The sequence below is a fragment of the Streptomyces sp. SID5910 genome (assembly GCF_009862125.1).
In the GTDB taxonomy this organism is placed as follows: domain Bacteria; phylum Actinomycetota; class Actinomycetes; order Streptomycetales; family Streptomycetaceae; genus Streptomyces.
Genome location: NZ_WWHX01000055.1, coordinates 1 through 13,884, shown reverse-complemented (window position 1 = coordinate 13,884; position 13,884 = coordinate 1). Strand labels below are relative to the sequence as shown.

Below are 13,884 nucleotides of genomic sequence, written 5' to 3'. Positions count from 1 at the left end.
GCCCGGCCGCCGATGCCGATGTCCTCGGCCATGGTGATCTGCACGTGGTCCACGTAGGACCGGTTCCAGATCGGCTCGAACATCGTGTTGGCGAAGCGCAGCGCCAGGATGTTCTGGACGGTCTCCTTGCCCAGGTAGTGGTCGATGCGGAAGACCTGGTCGGAACCGAAGACCTCGTGGACGATCGCGTTGAGCTCCTCGGCCGACTTCAGGTCGTGGCCGAACGGCTTCTCGATCACCGCACGGCGCCAGGAGCCGCCCGTCTGGTCGGCCAGCCCGTGCTTCTTCAGCTGCTGGATGACCACCGGGAAGGACTTCGGCGGCACCGACAGGTAGAAGGCGAAGTTGCCGCCCGTGCCCTGCGCCTTGTCCAGCTCCTCGATGGTGGCGCGCAGCCGCTCGAACGCCTCGTCGTCGTCGAAGGTGCCCTGGACGAAGCGCATCCCCTGGATGAGCTGCTGCCAGACCTCCTCGCGGAACGGGGTGCGGGAGTGCTCCTTGACGGCGTCGTGCACGACCTGGGCGAAGTCCTCGTGCTCCCAGTCGCGGCGGGCGAAACCGACGAGCGAGAAGCCCGGCGGCAGCAGACCCCGGTTGGCGAGGTCGTACACGGCGGGCATGAGCTTCTTGCGGGAGAGGTCGCCGGTGACGCCGAAAATGACCAGACCCGACGGCCCCGCGATACGCGGGAGCCGTCGGTCTGCGGGGTCACGCAGCGGGTTGCTGCTTGACAATGCTCAGCCCTTCGAGGGAGCGAGGCGCTTGAGCTCGGCCTCGGTCGACTTCAGCAGGTCGTTCCAGGAGTCCTCGAACTTGTCGACGCCCTCCTTCTCCAGGAGCTGGACCACCTCGTTGTAGGGGATCCCGAGCTTCTCGACCGCGTCGAGGTCGGCGCGGGCCTGCTCGTAGGTGCCGGCGACCGTGTTGCCGGTGATCTCGCCGTGGTCCTCGGTGGCGAACAGCGTCGCCTCCGGCATGGTGTTCACCGTGTTGGGCGCGACCAGGTCGGTGACGTACATGGTGTCGCTGTACGCCTTGTCCTTCACGCCGGTCGACGCCCACAGCGGACGCTGCTTGTTGGCGCCGGCCTTCTCCAGGGCCTCCCAGCGGTCCGAGGAGAAGACCTCCTCGTACGCCTGGTAGGCGAGCCGGGCGTTGGCGACGGCGGCCTTGCCGCGCAGCGCCTTGGCCTCGTCGGTGCCGAGCGCGTCGATCCGCTTGTCGATCTCGGTGTCCACGCGGGACACGAAGAAGGACGCCACCGAGTGGATCTGCGACAGGTCCAGGCCGCGCTCCTTGGCCTTCTCCAGGCCGGTCAGGAAGGCGTCCATGACCTTGCGGTAGCGCTCCAGGGAGAAGATCAGCGTGACGTTGACGCTGATGCCCAGGCCGATGGTCTCGGCGATCGCCGGGATGCCGGCCTCGGTCGCCGGGATCTTGATCAGCGTGTTGGGCCGGTCCACCAGCCAGGCGAGCTGCTTGGCCTCGGCGACCGTCGCCCGGGTGTTGTGCGCGAGGCGCGGGTCGACCTCGATGGAGACCCGGCCGTCCTTGCCACCGGTGTTGTCGAACACCGGGCGCAGGATGTCGGCGGCGTCGCGGACGTCCGCCGTCGTGATCATCCGGATGGCCTCTTCGACGGTCACCTCGCGGGCGGCGAGGTCCGTGAGCTGCGTGTCGTACCCGTCGCCCTGCGAGATGGCCTTCTGGAAGATCGACGGGTTGGTGGTGACGCCCACGACGTGCTGCTGGTCGATCAGCTCGGCGAGGTTGCCGGACGTGATCCGCTTGCGCGACAGGTCGTCCAGCCAGATCGCGACGCCTTCATCGGAGAGGCGCTTGAGTGCGTCTGTCATGGAAAATGCATCTCCTACGTGTCGTGTACGAGCGTCAGCGCTGGGCTGCGGTGATCGATTCCCGGGCCTGGGCGGCCACGTTCTCGGCGGTGAAGCCGAACTCCTTGAAGAGCACCTTGGCGTCCGCCGAAGCACCGAAGTGCTCCAGGGAAACGATGCGGCCGGCGTCCCCGACGTACTTGTGCCAGGTCAGTCCGATCCCGGCCTCCACCGCGACACGGGCCCTCACGGACGGGGGCAGGACGCTGTCCCGGTACCCCTGGTCCTGCTGCTCGAACCACTCGACGGACGGCATGGACACCACACGGGTCGGCACGCCGTCGGCCTGGAGCGCCTCACGGGCCTCGACGGCCACGTGCACCTCGGAGCCGGTGGCGATCAGGATGACCTCGGGCTCGCCGCCGTCGGCCTCGAACAGCACGTAGCCGCCCTTGGCCGCGTCCTCGTTCGCCTCGTACGTCGGCACGCCCTGGCGGGTGAGCGCCAGACCGTGCGGCTGGCCCTTGCCGAACTCCTTCGTCCAGCGGCGCAGGATCTCGCGCCAGGCGATGGCGGTCTCGTTGGCGTCGGCCGGGCGGACCAGGTTCAGGCCCGGGATGGCGCGCAGCGAGGCCAGGTGCTCGACCGGCTGGTGGGTCGGGCCGTCCTCGCCGAGGCCGATGGAGTCGTGCGTCCACACGTAGGTCACCGGCAGGTGCATCAGCGCGGACAGGCGGACGGCGTTGCGCATGTAGTCGGAGAACACCAGGAAGGTGCCGCCGTAGATACGGGTGTTGCCGTGCAGCGCGATGCCGTTCATCTCCGCGGCCATCGCGTGCTCGCGGATGCCGAAGTGGATGGTCCGGCCGTACGGGTCCGCCTCGGGCAGCGGGTTGCCCGCCGGGAGGAAGGACGACGTCTTGTCGATCGTGGTGTTGTTCGAGCCGGCCAGGTCGGCGGAGCCGCCCCACAGCTCGGGGATCACCGCGCCGAGCGCCTGGAGGACCTTGCCGGACGCGGCACGCGTGGCCACACCCTTGCCGGTCTCGAAGACCGGGATCTTCTCCTCCCAGCCCTTGGGGAGCTCGCCCTTGGCGATCCGGTCGTACTCGGCGGCGCGCTCGGGGTTGTTGTCCCGCCACTGCTGGTACGCCTTCTCCCACACGGCGCGGGCCGCCTGGCCCTTCTCCAGCGCCTTGCGGGTGTGGCCGATGACCTCGTCGGAGACCTCGAAGGTCTTCTCCGGGTCGAAGCCCAGGACGCGCTTGGTGGCCGCGACCTCCTCGTCGCCGAGCGCCGAGCCGTGCGCGGCCTCGGTGTTCTGGGCGTTCGGGGCGGGCCAGGCGATGATCGAGCGCATCGCGATGAAGGACGGCCGGTCCGTGACCTGCTTGGCCGCCTCGATCGCCGCGTACAGCGCGTCCGGGTCCAGGTCGCCGTCGGCCTTCGGCTCGACGCGCTGCACGTGCCAGCCGTAGGCCTCGTAGCGCTTGACCGTGTCCTCGGAGACCGCGGTCTCGGTGTCGCCCTCGATCGAGATGTGGTTGTCGTCCCACAGCAGGATCAGGTTGCCGAGCTTCTGGTGGCCCGCGGTGGAGGAGGCCTCGGCGGAGATGCCCTCCTGGAGGCAGCCGTCACCGGCGACGCAGAAGATGAAGTGGTCGAACGGGGAGGTGCCCTCGGCGGCCTCCGGGTCGAACAGGCCGCGCTCGTAGCGGGCGGCCATCGCCATGCCCACCGCGTTGGCGACACCCTGGCCCAGCGGGCCGGTCGTCGTCTCCACGCCCGTGGTGTGGCCGTACTCCGGGTGACCCGGGGTCTTCGAGCCCCACGTCCGGAAGGACTTCAGGTCGTCCAGCTCCAGGCCGAAGCCGGCCAGGTACAGCTGGGTGTAGAGGGTCAGGGACGAGTGTCCGGCGGACAGCACGAAACGGTCGCGTCCGACCCAGTTCGCGTCGGCCGGGTCGTGCCGCATCACCTTCTGGAAGAGGGTGTAGGCGGCGGGCGCCAGGCTCATCGCCGTACCCGGATGGCCGTTGCCAACCTTCTGTACGGCATCGGCGGCCAGGACGCGGGCGGTGTCCACGGCCCGCTGGTCCAGTTCGGTCCACTCGAGGTCTGTGGTGGTCGGCTTGGTGCTCACCCTGAGTCAGGGCTCCTCTCCACATGATCGGATGCCGGTGCACGTGGCGCCCACCGGCTGCCGGCGCATTCGTGCGTCGGCCGGCCGTTGTCGAGCCTACCCCCGTAAGTACGTGCGTTTTTCCCCTGGAAACCAGACTGCCGGGACTCTTGTCGATCCGCCTGTCGACTGGGCGAAACCGCATTCGGCAAGTGAATACGCAGCCGCTCATCTGACTGCTCAATCGACTCTCCGTACGCACGTCGGAGCGCCCTCCTCAACACGAACGCACCCCCGCGAATGCCGGGGTCTGGGCAACGTCTAAAGTGGCGTGGTACGCGCGAGCCTTTACCGCCACTTCACGGAGCAGGCTCGCTGGGAGTCTCTGTCAGGGGTGTGCGTGACGGCCGTTGAATCCCGTCCTGCGGGGGTAATCGGGACGAGCCAGAGCCCGAGTCACCGGCCGTTCGGGGCCCGTGTCAAGGCGTTCGTGGCGCTGACCAAGCCGCGGATCATCGAGCTTCTGCTGATCACCACCGTTCCGGTGATGTTCCTGGCCGAGCAGGGCGTGCCCGATCTGTGGCTGGTGCTGCTGACCTGCCTCGGCGGCTATCTGTCCGCGGGCGGCGCCAACGCGCTGAACATGTACATCGACCGCGACATCGACGCGCTGATGGACCGCACCTCGCAGCGCCCGCTGGTCACCGGCATGGTCAGCCCGCGCGAGTGCCTCGCCTTCGGCATCACCCTGGCGGTCGTGTCGACGCTGCTGTTCGGCCTCGCCGTGAACTGGCTGTCGGCGTGGCTGTCGCTGGGCGCACTCCTGTTCTACGTCGTCGTCTACACGATGATCCTCAAGCGCCGCACCTCGCAGAACATCGTCTGGGGCGGCATCGCCGGCTGTCTCCCGGTGCTCATCGGCTGGTCCGCGGTGACCAACTCGATGTCCTGGGCGCCCGTCATCCTCTTCGGGGTGATGTTCTTCTGGACGCCGCCGCACTACTGGCCGCTGTCCATGAAGGTCAAGGACGACTACGCGCGCGTGGGTGTGCCGATGCTCCCGGTCATCGCCTCCAACAAGGTCGTCGCCCGGCAGATCGTGATCTACAGCTGGGTGATGGTCGCGGTGTCGCTGCTGCTGACGCCGCTCGGCTACACCGGCTGGTTCTACACGGCCGTCGCCGTGGCGGCGGGCGGCATGTGGCTGTGGGAGGCGCACGGGCTCCAGAACCGCGCCAAGGCCGAGGTGTCGGGCGGCAAGCTCAAGGAGATGCGCCTGTTCCACTGGTCGATCACCTATGTGTCGGTGCTGTTCCTGGCCATCGCGGTGGACCCCTTCCTGCGCTGAGCACCGGTTCCCGGGACCGTCCGACGGGCGGGGCGCGTGGTCAAGGCCACGCACCCCGCCCGTCGCCGTTCGATCTACCCGTCGGTAGCATCTGGGCATGGCAGACACGCAGCAGGTTGACGCGAAGGCCGAGCGCCGGGTGGCCCGGCTGGCCCGGCGGATCGACTCCTTCTCCAAGGCGCACGGCGGCGCCGAGGGCCAGGTGGCCTACCTCGGCGAGCGCGGCGCCCGCATCGTCCTCGTCGGCGAGGACGGCGGCTGGGGCGACCTGGTCGCCCCCTCCTACGAGATCGCCCAGCAGGCCGTGGAGAAGTCCGGGATCACCGCCCACGACGACTTCGACGGCGAGTTCGCGGCCAAGGTCACGACCGGCCGCTACGAGTGGTCGCGCATGGCGGGCCTCCAGATCGGCGGACCGAGCAACACCTGACGCCGGTTCACCCGTTAGGACCGTAGGAAGCCGTGAGGCGCACGGTCCCGACGCGGGGAGCCCGGATGATCGAAACGCCGTCCCTGGTGGACCAGTACTGCCACGGCGTCCTGCGAACGGAGCTGGGCCTCGGCACCTTCGAGGCCCAGCTGGCCCGCACCGAGGGACCGCCGGCGCCGGGCACCACCCTCTTCGACACCCAGACCGGCTTCGCGGTGCGCCGCTGGTGCCCGCCCCTGCTCGGCCTGGAACCCCACTGCGCGCCCGCCCGCTATCTCGCCCGGCGCCGTGAACTCGGCGTCCTGGAGGCGGACCGCAGGCTGCTGCGCGGCAGCGGCATCACCACGTACCTGGTCGACGCGGACCTGCCCGGCGACCTCACCGGCCCCGACGAACTGGCCGGCGCGGCGGACGCCGAGGCCCACCCGATCGTGCGCCTGGAGCTGCTGGCCGAGCAGGTCGCCGACACCTCCGGCACCGTCGAGTCCTTCCTCGCCAACCTCGCCGAGGCCGTGCACGGCGCCGCCGGGTACGCCGTCGCCTTCACCTCCGTCGCCGGGGTCCGGCACGGGCTGGCGCTCGCCCCGGAGCCGCCGGGACCCGGCGAGGTGCGCGGCGCCGCCGCCCGCTGGCTGGCCGGACGCGAGGTCGGCGGCGAACTGAGCGACCCCGTCCTGCTGCGCCACCTGCTGTGGATCGCCGTCGCCTCCGGGCTGCCGCTCCAGCTGCACGCGGGCCTCGGCGAGCCGGGCCTGCGCATCGACCGCACCGACCCCGTGCTGCTGACCGACTTCGTGCGGGCCACCGCCGGCCTCGGCACCGACCTGGTCCTGCTGCACGGCTACCCCTACCACCGCCACGCCGCCCACCTCGCCGGCGTCTTCCCGCACGTCTACGCCGACTCGGGCGCCGCCCTGGTGCGCACCGGCGCCCGCGCCGCGACCGTCCTCGCGGAGATCCTGGAGCTGGCCCCGTTCGGCAAGATCCTGTTCTCCAGCGGCGCCCAGGGCCTGCCCGAGCTGCACGTCGTGGGGGCCCGCCTGTTCACCGACGCCCTCGGACGGGTGCTCGGCACCTGGGTGGCCGAGGGGGCGTGGGCGCAGGCGGACGCGCAACGGGTGGCGACCATGATCGCGGCGGGCAACGCACGCCGGGTGTACGGGCTGGAGTGAGCCGAACATACTGATCCGATGCCGACCGACGCGCTGCTCGACCGCTTCCTCACCGGCCTGCTGCCCCTCGGCCCCGTCGCCGTCTGGGCCCACGGCTCACTGGGCGGGGGCGACTACCAGGAGGGCCGCAGCGACCTCGACCTGATCGCGGTCCTGCCCCGCCCGGCCACGGCCCGCACCGCCTGGCGGCTGGGGCTCCTGCACGCCCGCCTGCGCGACGCACCCCTGGCCGGGCACCTGCACTGCACCTATCTGTCGCCCGACACCACCGCCGACCCCGAGCAGAAGCACCTGACCTGGGCCCACCGGCAACTGTTCAGACGGACGGTCACCCCGGTCACCCGGCGCGAGCTGCACAGCTTCGGACGCGTCCTGTACGGCGAGCCGCCGGACCTCCTGCTGCCGCCGGTGACGGACGCCGAACTGGCCGAGTACGTCCTCCGCAACGAGCGCGACTACTGGCGGCCCGCCGTGCACAGGGCCGAGCTGTGGCGGGAGGACATCTGGGTCGACCTGGGCCTGCTCACCTTCGCCCGCGCCACCGTCACACTCCGGGACGGCCGCCTGATCACCAAGCGGCAGGCACTCGCGGAACTGCCCGCCCTCGGCGCGCCCGGCGAGGTCGTCGAGGACATCACACGGCGCCGCTACGGGACTCCCGCGCCGCCCGCCGAGGGGTGGACCGCCCGCCGCGCCGGGCTGACCCGGGACTACCTGGGGCCGGCCATCGACACGCTGGTGGCCTCGTACTCCTGAACGGGCAGCCCGGCCGCCGTCTCCGCGGGGCGTTCGCGCAGCGACAGCAGCACCCGCAGCACCCCGATCCACACCAGGCACGAGCCGAACATGTGCAGGCCGACCAGGACCTCGGGGAGGTCGGTGAAGTACTGCACGTAGCCGATGACGCCCTGCGCGAGCAGGATCAGGAACAGGTCGCGGGTGCGGGCCAGCGGCCCCTTCGGCGCGTCGACCGCCTTCAGCACGAACCACAGCGCGAACGTCAGCGTCACCACGATCCACGCCAGCACGGCATGTCCCTTGGTGATCATCTCCCAGTCGACCGGCATCCGCGGGACGTCGCTGGAGTCGCCGGCGTGCGGACCGGAACCGGTGACCACCGTACCCACCAGGACGAGCAGTCCGGAGGCGGCGATCAGCACCCACACCAGCTGCTGGACGGCCGTGCCGACCAGGGGGCGCGGTGCCGCGTCGCCCTCCCGGGTGCGCTGCCACATCACCGTGGCCAGGGTGAGCAGCGCCGTCGTCGCGACGAAGTGCGCCGCCACGGTGTACGGGTTCAGTCCGACGAGCACGACGATCCCGCCGAGGACGGCGTTGCTCATCACGACCCAGAACTGCGCCCACCCGAGCCGGGTGAGGCTGCGCCGGTACGGCTTCTGCGACCGCGCGGCGATGATGGCCCAGCCGACCGCGGCGCACAGCACGTACGTGAGCATGCGGTTGCCGAACTCGATGACGCCGTGGAAGCCCATCGCGCTCGTGGTGGTCAGCGAGTCGTCGGTGCACTTGGGCCAGGTCGGACAGCCCAGTCCCGACCCGGTGAGCCGGACGGCACCACCGGTGATCACGATGATCACCGACATGACGACGGGTGCGAGAGCCGCCCGCCGGACCGTCCGGGGTTCCGGGGTCCAGCGCGCGGCGATGAAGGTGAGCGGGTTGCGCACGGCGGCTGCGGCGTCGGCGCGGGTCACGTTTGGCACGCCGTCCATCGTAGGCGGCCGCTTGTGCACGCGTTCACGAGGGTCCCCATCGGGCCTCCTCCTACTCCCAGCGGAAGAACTTCCCGGCGGCGGCGAGTCCCACGACCGCCCAGACGGCGAGGATCCCGAGGTCGCCCCACGGCATTCCGGCGCCGTGCTGGAGCACGTCCCGCAGCCCGTCCGACAGGGCGGAGATCGGCAGCAGGCCGAGCACGTCCCGCGCCGCGTCCGGGAACTTGTCCAGCGGCACGATCACCCCGCCGCCCACCAGCAGCAGCAGGAAGACCAGGTTGGCGGCGGCGAGCGTGGCCTCCGCCTTGAGCGTGCCCGCCATGAGCAGCCCGAGCCCGGAGAAGGCGGCCGTGCCGAGCACCATGAGCAGCAGCACGGCGAACGGGCTGCCGTGCGGCGACCAGCCCAGCGCGAAGGCGATCACGGTCAGCAGGACCACCTGGAACACCTCGGTGACCAGCACGGACACCGTCTTCGCGGTCATCAGGCCCCAGCGCGGCAGCGGGGACGCGGCGAGCCGCTTCAGCACGCCGTAGCGGCGCTCGAAGCCGGTGGCGATGGCCTGTCCGGTGAACGCGGTCGACAGCACGGCCAGCGCCAGGATGCCGGGGGCGAGGAAGTCGACGGCCTCGCCCGCGCCGGTGTCGACGATGTCGACCGAGCTGAACAGCACCAGCAGCAGCGTCGGGATGATCACCGTGAGCAGGAGCTGCTCGCCGTTGCGCAGCAGCATCTTCGTCTCGAGCGCGGCCTGCGTCGCGATCATGCGGCCGAGCGGCGCGGCGCCGGGCCGGGGGGCGTAGGCGCCCGTGGGCGTTGTCGTCGTCATGCGCGCAGTTCCTTGCCAGTGAGCTCCAGGAAAACGTCCTCCAGCGTGTGCCGCTCCACCGAGATGCGGTCCGGCATCACCCCGTGCTGGGCGCACCAGGAGGTGACCGTGGCCAGCAGCTGCGGGTCGACCTTGCCGGCGACGCGGTAGGAGCCCGGGGTCAGCTCGGCGGCCGAGCAGTCCGTGGGGAGGGCCTTGAGCAGCGAGGCCACGTCGAGGCCGGGGCGGCCGGTGAAACGCAGGGTGTTCTCGGCGCCGCCGCGGCACAGCTCCTCGGGCGAGCCCTGGGCGACGACCCGGCCGGCGTCGACGATCGCGACGTCGTCGGAGAGCTGCTCGGCCTCGTTCATGTAGTGGGTGGTGAGGATCACCGACACGCCGTCGCCGCGCAGGTCCCGCACGAGGTCCCAGGTGGCGCGGCGGGCCTGCGGGTCGAGGCCCGCGGTCGGCTCGTCCAGGAACACCAGCTCCGGGCGCCCGACCACGGCCATCGCGAGGGCGAGCCGCTGCTGCTGGCCCCCGGAGAGCCTGCGGTACGTGGTCCGGCCGCACGAGCCGAGCCCGAGCCGCTCGATCAGGGCGTCCACGTCCAGCGGATGCGCGTGCAGCTTCGCGACGTGGCGCAGCATCTCGTCCGCGCGGGCGCCGGAGTACACGCCGCCGGACTGGAGCATCACGCCGATCCGGGGACGCAGCTCGGCGCCCTGCCGTACCGGGTCCAGGCCCAGGACGCGCACCGTGCCGGAGTCCGGCCTGCGGTACCCCTCGCAGGTCTCGACGGTGGTCGTCTTGCCCGCCCCGTTGGGGCCGAGCACGGCGGTCACACCCGCCCGGGCCACCAGGTCGAGGCCGTCCACCGCGGTCTTCGTGCCGTACCGCTTCACCAGGGCCTGGACCTGGACCACGGGCTCGCTTCGCATGGGTCACGAGTCTAGGTACGCCCGCGGGGGCTCAGGCGCGGGGGTGCGCGATGTCCTCCGCACGGGGACGGTGCAGCGGCAGCCATCGCTCGGCGTAGGCGACCGCGTCCGCCAGCGGGAACAGCCGTACGTCGGCCGCGCCGACCCGTCCGCGCACGACGGGCCGGTCCCGTTCGAAGTCGTGGCCCAGCTCGTCGAACCGCTCCGAGGTGATCGAGACCTCGGTCACCCGCTCCCAGCCCACCTGCCCCGGCCGCCCCACCTCGACCAGCGGGGAGGGGATCCGGTACTCGGCGAGGTGGAAGCCGGTGCAGGCGTCGTAGCCCGCCCCCAGCAGGAGTATCCGCGCGCCCAGCCGCTCCAGGGTCGCCAGCGGGCTGCGCTCGCCCAGCCGGCAGTCGGTCGCGTGCCCCGCGACGACCTCGGCGGCGCGCGGGCCGAGGGCCGCGAAGGAGGTCTGCGGGTGCGCGCTGCGCAGGGCGCCAGGCCAGGTGCGCACGGTCTCGGGGACGACGCCGACCCCGCGCGAGGGCGTGATCAGCGGGTCGTAGGCGGGCATCGCGGCACGGACGGCGTCCCACCACGCGGCGGGCACCGGCGGATCGCTCCACAGCGCCGGGTCGGAGAGGTCGCCGGTCTGGGTGGGGACCACCAGGGTGCCGTCCGGACCGAGCGCGTCGAGGAGTCCCTGGACGACCGCGACGGGGCCTCCGCAGACCCAGCCGAGGGAGCTGAGGGAGGAGTGCACGAGGAGGGTGTCGTCGGTCCGGACGCCCAGCTCGTGCAGGCCGGCGGCGATCGTGCCGCGGGTGACGAGTGGGCCGGTCGGAGCGGGTGCGGGCATGCGGGCGAGTCTTGCCGAAGCGCGCTCCGGACGCCAGCGTTTTGATCGATCAAAGATCGTTTCCGCAGGTCACCTTAGGTATACCTAAGTGACGCAGGGCACCATCCGGCCGTCCGGGCGCGGCTTGCCCACCTCTGAGGAATTACGCAACAATGGCGTTGTGAAAAACGTTGGCGAGGCTCCGCAGGAGGAACTCGCGACCGGTGAGCGGTCCACCCGCAACCGTGTCGCGCGCTCCATCCTGGACCACGGGCCGTCGACCGTCGCCGAGCTCGCCGGGCGCCTGGGCCTGACCCAGGCCGCCGTCCGGCGCCACCTCGACGCCCTGGTCGCCGACGACGTGGTCGAAGCCCGTGAACAGCGGGTCTACGGTACGCGCACGCGCGGGCGCCCCGCGAAGGTCTTCGCGCTCACCGACTGCGGCCGCGACGCCTTCGACCAGTCGTACGACAAGCTCGCCGCGGACGCGCTGCGCTGGATCGCCGACCAGGAGGGCGGGGAGCAGGCGATCGTCGCCTTCGCCCGCGCCCGGATCGCCGCCCAGGCGGGCGCGTACCGCAAGGCCGTCGAGGGCGTCGCCCCCGAACAGCGGACCCAAGCCCTGGCCAAGGCCCTGAGCGCGGACGGGTACGCTGCTACCGCGCGCAGCGCGCCCCGGCCCCAGCAGGGCGAGCAGCTCTGCCAGCACCACTGCCCGGTCGCCCACGTCGCCGAGCAGTTCCCGCAGCTGTGCGAGGCGGAGACGGAATTTTTCGCCGAGCTGCTCGGTACGCATGTACAGCGGCTCGCGACCATCGCGCACGGCGACGGCGTCTGCACCACGTACGTCCCCAAGACTTCCAAGACTAACGACAACGCATCTGCAAGCACGGCCGGGAGGAACCCCGCATGACTCTCCCCACGGAGACTGCTCACCCCGAGCTCGAGGGCCTGGGCAAGTACGAGTACGGCTGGGCCGACTCCGACACGGCCGGCGCCTCCGCCAAGCGCGGCATCAACGAGGACGTCGTCCGCGACATCTCGGCGAAGAAGAACGAGCCGGAGTGGATGACCAAGCTCCGCCTCAAGGGCCTGCGCCTCTTCGAGAAGAAGCCCATGCCGAACTGGGGCTCGGACCTGTCGGGCATCGACTTCGACAACATCAAGTACTTCGTGCGCTCCACGGAGAAGCAGGCGGAGTCCTGGGAGGACCTGCCCGAGGACATCAAGAACACCTACGACAAGCTCGGCATCCCCGAGGCGGAGAAGCAGCGCCTCGTCGCCGGTGTCGCCGCGCAGTACGAGTCCGAGGTCGTCTACCACCAGATCCGCGAGGACCTGGAGGAGCAGGGCGTCATCTTCCTGGACACCGACACGGCGCTCAAGGAGCACCCGGAGCTGTTCAAGGAGTACTTCGGCACCGTCATCCCCGTCGGTGACAACAAGTTCGCCTCGCTGAACAGCGCCGTGTGGTCCGGCGGCTCCTTCATCTACGTGCCGAAGGGCGTGCACGTCGAGATCCCGCTCCAGGCCTACTTCCGTATCAACACGGAGAACATGGGCCAGTTCGAGCGGACCCTGATCATCGTCGACGAGGGCGCCTACGTGCACTACGTCGAGGGCTGCACCGCGCCGATCTACAAGTCGGACTCGCTGCACAGCGCCGTGGTCGAGATCATCGTCAAGAAGAACGCCCGCTGCCGCTACACGACCATCCAGAACTGGTCGAACAACGTCTACAACCTGGTCACCAAGCGCGCCGTGGCGTACGAGGGCGCGACCATGGAGTGGATCGACGGCAACATCGGCTCCAAGGTGACGATGAAGTACCCGGCCGTCTACCTGATGGGCGAGCACGCCAAGGGCGAGACCCTGTCCATCGCCTTCGCGGGCGAGGGCCAGCACCAGGACGCCGGCTCCAAGATGGTCCACATGGCGCCGAACACGTCCTCCAACATCGTCTCGAAGTCCGTGGCGCGCGGCGGCGGCCGCACCTCCTACCGCGGTCTGGTCGAGATCGGCGAGGGCGCCCACGGCTCCAAGTCGAACGTGCTGTGCGACGCGCTGCTGGTCGACACCATCTCCCGCTCCGACACGTACCCCTACGTGGACGTCCGCGAGGACGACGTGTCCATGGGCCACGAGGCGACCGTCTCCAAGGTCTCCGAGGACCAGCTCTTCTACCTGATGAGCCGCGGTCTGAGCGAGTTCGAGGCGATGGCGATGATCGTGCGCGGCTTCGTCGAGCCGATCGCCAAGGAGCTGCCCATGGAGTACGCCCTCGAACTCAACCGGCTGATCGAGCTGCAGATGGAAGGCGCGGTCGGCTGACCCCCGCCCCCACCGCAGTCACCAGATCCAGGAACGTAGGAAGAGAGCAGACCGACAGCCATGGCTGAGGCTCAGAACATCCCCGTGGGCTCCACCACCGCGGGCCAGATCGCGGTGGCCGCAGAGTCGACCGTCGCCACGCGCATGAGCGCGCCCGCGTCCTTCGACGTGGCGGACTTCCCCGTCCCCCACGGCCGCGAGGAGGAGTGGCGGTTCACGCCGCTGGAGCGGCTGCGCGGCCTGCACGACGGCACCGCCGTCGCCGCGGGTGACGGCGTGAAGGTCGACATCGAGGCGCCCGGGGGCGTCGTCGTGGAGACCGTCGGCCGCGACGACGC

At 70.7% G+C, this 13,884-nt stretch carries 13 protein-coding genes and 1 pseudogene; 7 read left to right on the top strand and 7 right to left on the bottom strand.

From position 1 onward, the window contains the following. From GTW67_RS01925 to tkt, 3 genes are all read right to left on the bottom strand, one after another. Positions 1–734: glucose-6-phosphate dehydrogenase (locus GTW67_RS01925; RefSeq protein ID WP_161163040.1), on the bottom strand; the 734-nt coding region annotated here is incomplete at its 3' end. A 3-nt stretch (positions 735–737) separates the two neighbouring features. Continuing rightward, positions 738–1,856 (bottom strand): transaldolase, encoded by a 1,119-nt coding sequence (gene tal, locus GTW67_RS01920; protein ID WP_161163039.1) that lies wholly within the window; start codon positions 1,854–1,856, stop codon positions 738–740. 34 nt (positions 1,857–1,890) lie between these two features. Next, positions 1,891–3,978, bottom strand: coding sequence for a transketolase (tkt, locus tag GTW67_RS01915; protein ID WP_161163038.1), 2,088 nt, complete (start codon positions 3,976–3,978; stop codon positions 1,891–1,893). Positions 3,979–4,351: 373 nt separating this feature from the next. On the opposite strand from tkt, the gene GTW67_RS01905 reads away from it, so the two are divergent. From GTW67_RS01905 to GTW67_RS01890, 4 genes are all read left to right on the top strand, one after another. Next, complete coding sequence (locus GTW67_RS01905) at positions 4,352–5,305, top strand: heme o synthase (protein ID WP_161163037.1); 954 nt, start codon at positions 4,352–4,354, stop codon at positions 5,303–5,305. 97 nt (positions 5,306–5,402) lie between these two features. Next, positions 5,403–5,735 carry a hypothetical protein gene (locus tag GTW67_RS01900; RefSeq protein WP_161163036.1) on the top strand — a complete coding sequence of 111 codons (333 nt, stop codon included), beginning with the start codon at positions 5,403–5,405 and terminating at the stop codon, positions 5,733–5,735. 65 nt (positions 5,736–5,800) lie between these two features. Beyond that, entirely contained in the window at positions 5,801–6,907 is a 1,107-nt protein-coding gene (locus GTW67_RS01895; RefSeq protein ID WP_161163035.1) for an amidohydrolase family protein, read from the top strand. A gap of 18 nt (positions 6,908–6,925) precedes the next feature. Continuing rightward, positions 6,926–7,663: a nucleotidyltransferase domain-containing protein gene (locus tag GTW67_RS01890; RefSeq protein ID WP_161163034.1), complete on the top strand. Its 738-nt coding sequence runs from the start codon at positions 6,926–6,928 to the stop codon at positions 7,661–7,663. On the opposite strand, the gene GTW67_RS01885 is transcribed toward GTW67_RS01890, so the two are convergent. Genes GTW67_RS01885 through GTW67_RS01870 form a run of 4 tightly spaced genes read right to left on the bottom strand, consistent with a single transcriptional unit; the run spans position 7,618 to position 11,236 of the window. Next, positions 7,618–8,640 (bottom strand): COX15/CtaA family protein, encoded by a 1,023-nt coding sequence (locus GTW67_RS01885; protein WP_161163033.1) that lies wholly within the window; start codon positions 8,638–8,640, stop codon positions 7,618–7,620. The two genes, GTW67_RS01890 and GTW67_RS01885, sit on opposite strands and share 46 nt — an antisense overlap. A gap of 52 nt (positions 8,641–8,692) precedes the next feature. Beyond that, entirely contained in the window at positions 8,693–9,472 is a 780-nt protein-coding gene (locus GTW67_RS01880; protein WP_161163032.1) for an ABC transporter permease, read from the bottom strand. Then, positions 9,469–10,392 carry an ABC transporter ATP-binding protein gene (locus GTW67_RS01875; protein WP_161163031.1) on the bottom strand — a complete coding sequence of 308 codons (924 nt, stop codon included), beginning with the start codon at positions 10,390–10,392 and terminating at the stop codon, positions 9,469–9,471. Before GTW67_RS01875 ends, GTW67_RS01880 begins: the two co-directional genes overlap by 4 nt. A gap of 31 nt (positions 10,393–10,423) precedes the next feature. Next, positions 10,424–11,236: an AAC(3) family N-acetyltransferase gene (locus GTW67_RS01870; protein ID WP_161163030.1), complete on the bottom strand. Its 813-nt coding sequence runs from the start codon at positions 11,234–11,236 to the stop codon at positions 10,424–10,426. Between the two features lie 160 nt (positions 11,237–11,396). Here GTW67_RS01870 and GTW67_RS38080 point away from each other — a divergent pair, with 160 nt between their 5' ends. The 3 genes and pseudogenes from GTW67_RS38080 to GTW67_RS01855 all read left to right on the top strand — a co-directional run. After that, on the top strand, positions 11,397–12,128 hold the full coding sequence (locus tag GTW67_RS38080; protein WP_161163029.1) for a winged helix-turn-helix transcriptional regulator: 732 nt from the start codon (positions 11,397–11,399) through the stop codon (positions 12,126–12,128). Next, a complete protein-coding gene (gene sufB, locus GTW67_RS01860; protein WP_003976894.1) occupies positions 12,125–13,546 on the top strand; it encodes a Fe-S cluster assembly protein SufB in 1,422 nt (473 codons plus the stop codon). The genes GTW67_RS38080 and sufB overlap by 4 nt, the downstream gene beginning before the upstream one ends. Before the next feature lie 60 nt (positions 13,547–13,606). Further along, positions 13,607–13,884: pseudogene (locus GTW67_RS01855) on the top strand (Fe-S cluster assembly protein SufD); the annotation flags it as partial.

What these genes read in the sequence shown, in the direction of transcription:
- GTW67_RS01900 (WP_161163036.1), top strand. Translation starts at nt 5,403, where the DNA reads ATGGCAGACACGCAGCAGGTTGACGCGAAGGCCGAGCGCCGGGTGGCC.
- GTW67_RS01895 (WP_161163035.1), top strand. Translation starts at nt 5,801, where the DNA reads ATGATCGAAACGCCGTCCCTGGTGGACCAGTACTGCCACGGCGTCCTG.
- GTW67_RS01885 (WP_161163033.1), bottom strand. Translation starts at nt 8,640, where the DNA reads ATGGACGGCGTGCCAAACGTGACCCGCGCCGACGCCGCAGCCGCCGTG.
- GTW67_RS01890 (WP_161163034.1), top strand. Translation starts at nt 6,926, where the DNA reads ATGCCGACCGACGCGCTGCTCGACCGCTTCCTCACCGGCCTGCTGCCC.
- sufB (WP_003976894.1), top strand. Translation starts at nt 12,125, where the DNA reads ATGACTCTCCCCACGGAGACTGCTCACCCCGAGCTCGAGGGCCTGGGC.
- tal (WP_161163039.1), bottom strand. Translation starts at nt 1,856, where the DNA reads ATGACAGACGCACTCAAGCGCCTCTCCGATGAAGGCGTCGCGATCTGG.
- GTW67_RS01880 (WP_161163032.1), bottom strand. Translation starts at nt 9,472, where the DNA reads ATGACGACGACAACGCCCACGGGCGCCTACGCCCCCCGGCCCGGCGCC.
- GTW67_RS01875 (WP_161163031.1), bottom strand. Translation starts at nt 10,392, where the DNA reads ATGCGAAGCGAGCCCGTGGTCCAGGTCCAGGCCCTGGTGAAGCGGTAC.
- GTW67_RS01870 (WP_161163030.1), bottom strand. Translation starts at nt 11,236, where the DNA reads ATGCCCGCACCCGCTCCGACCGGCCCACTCGTCACCCGCGGCACGATC.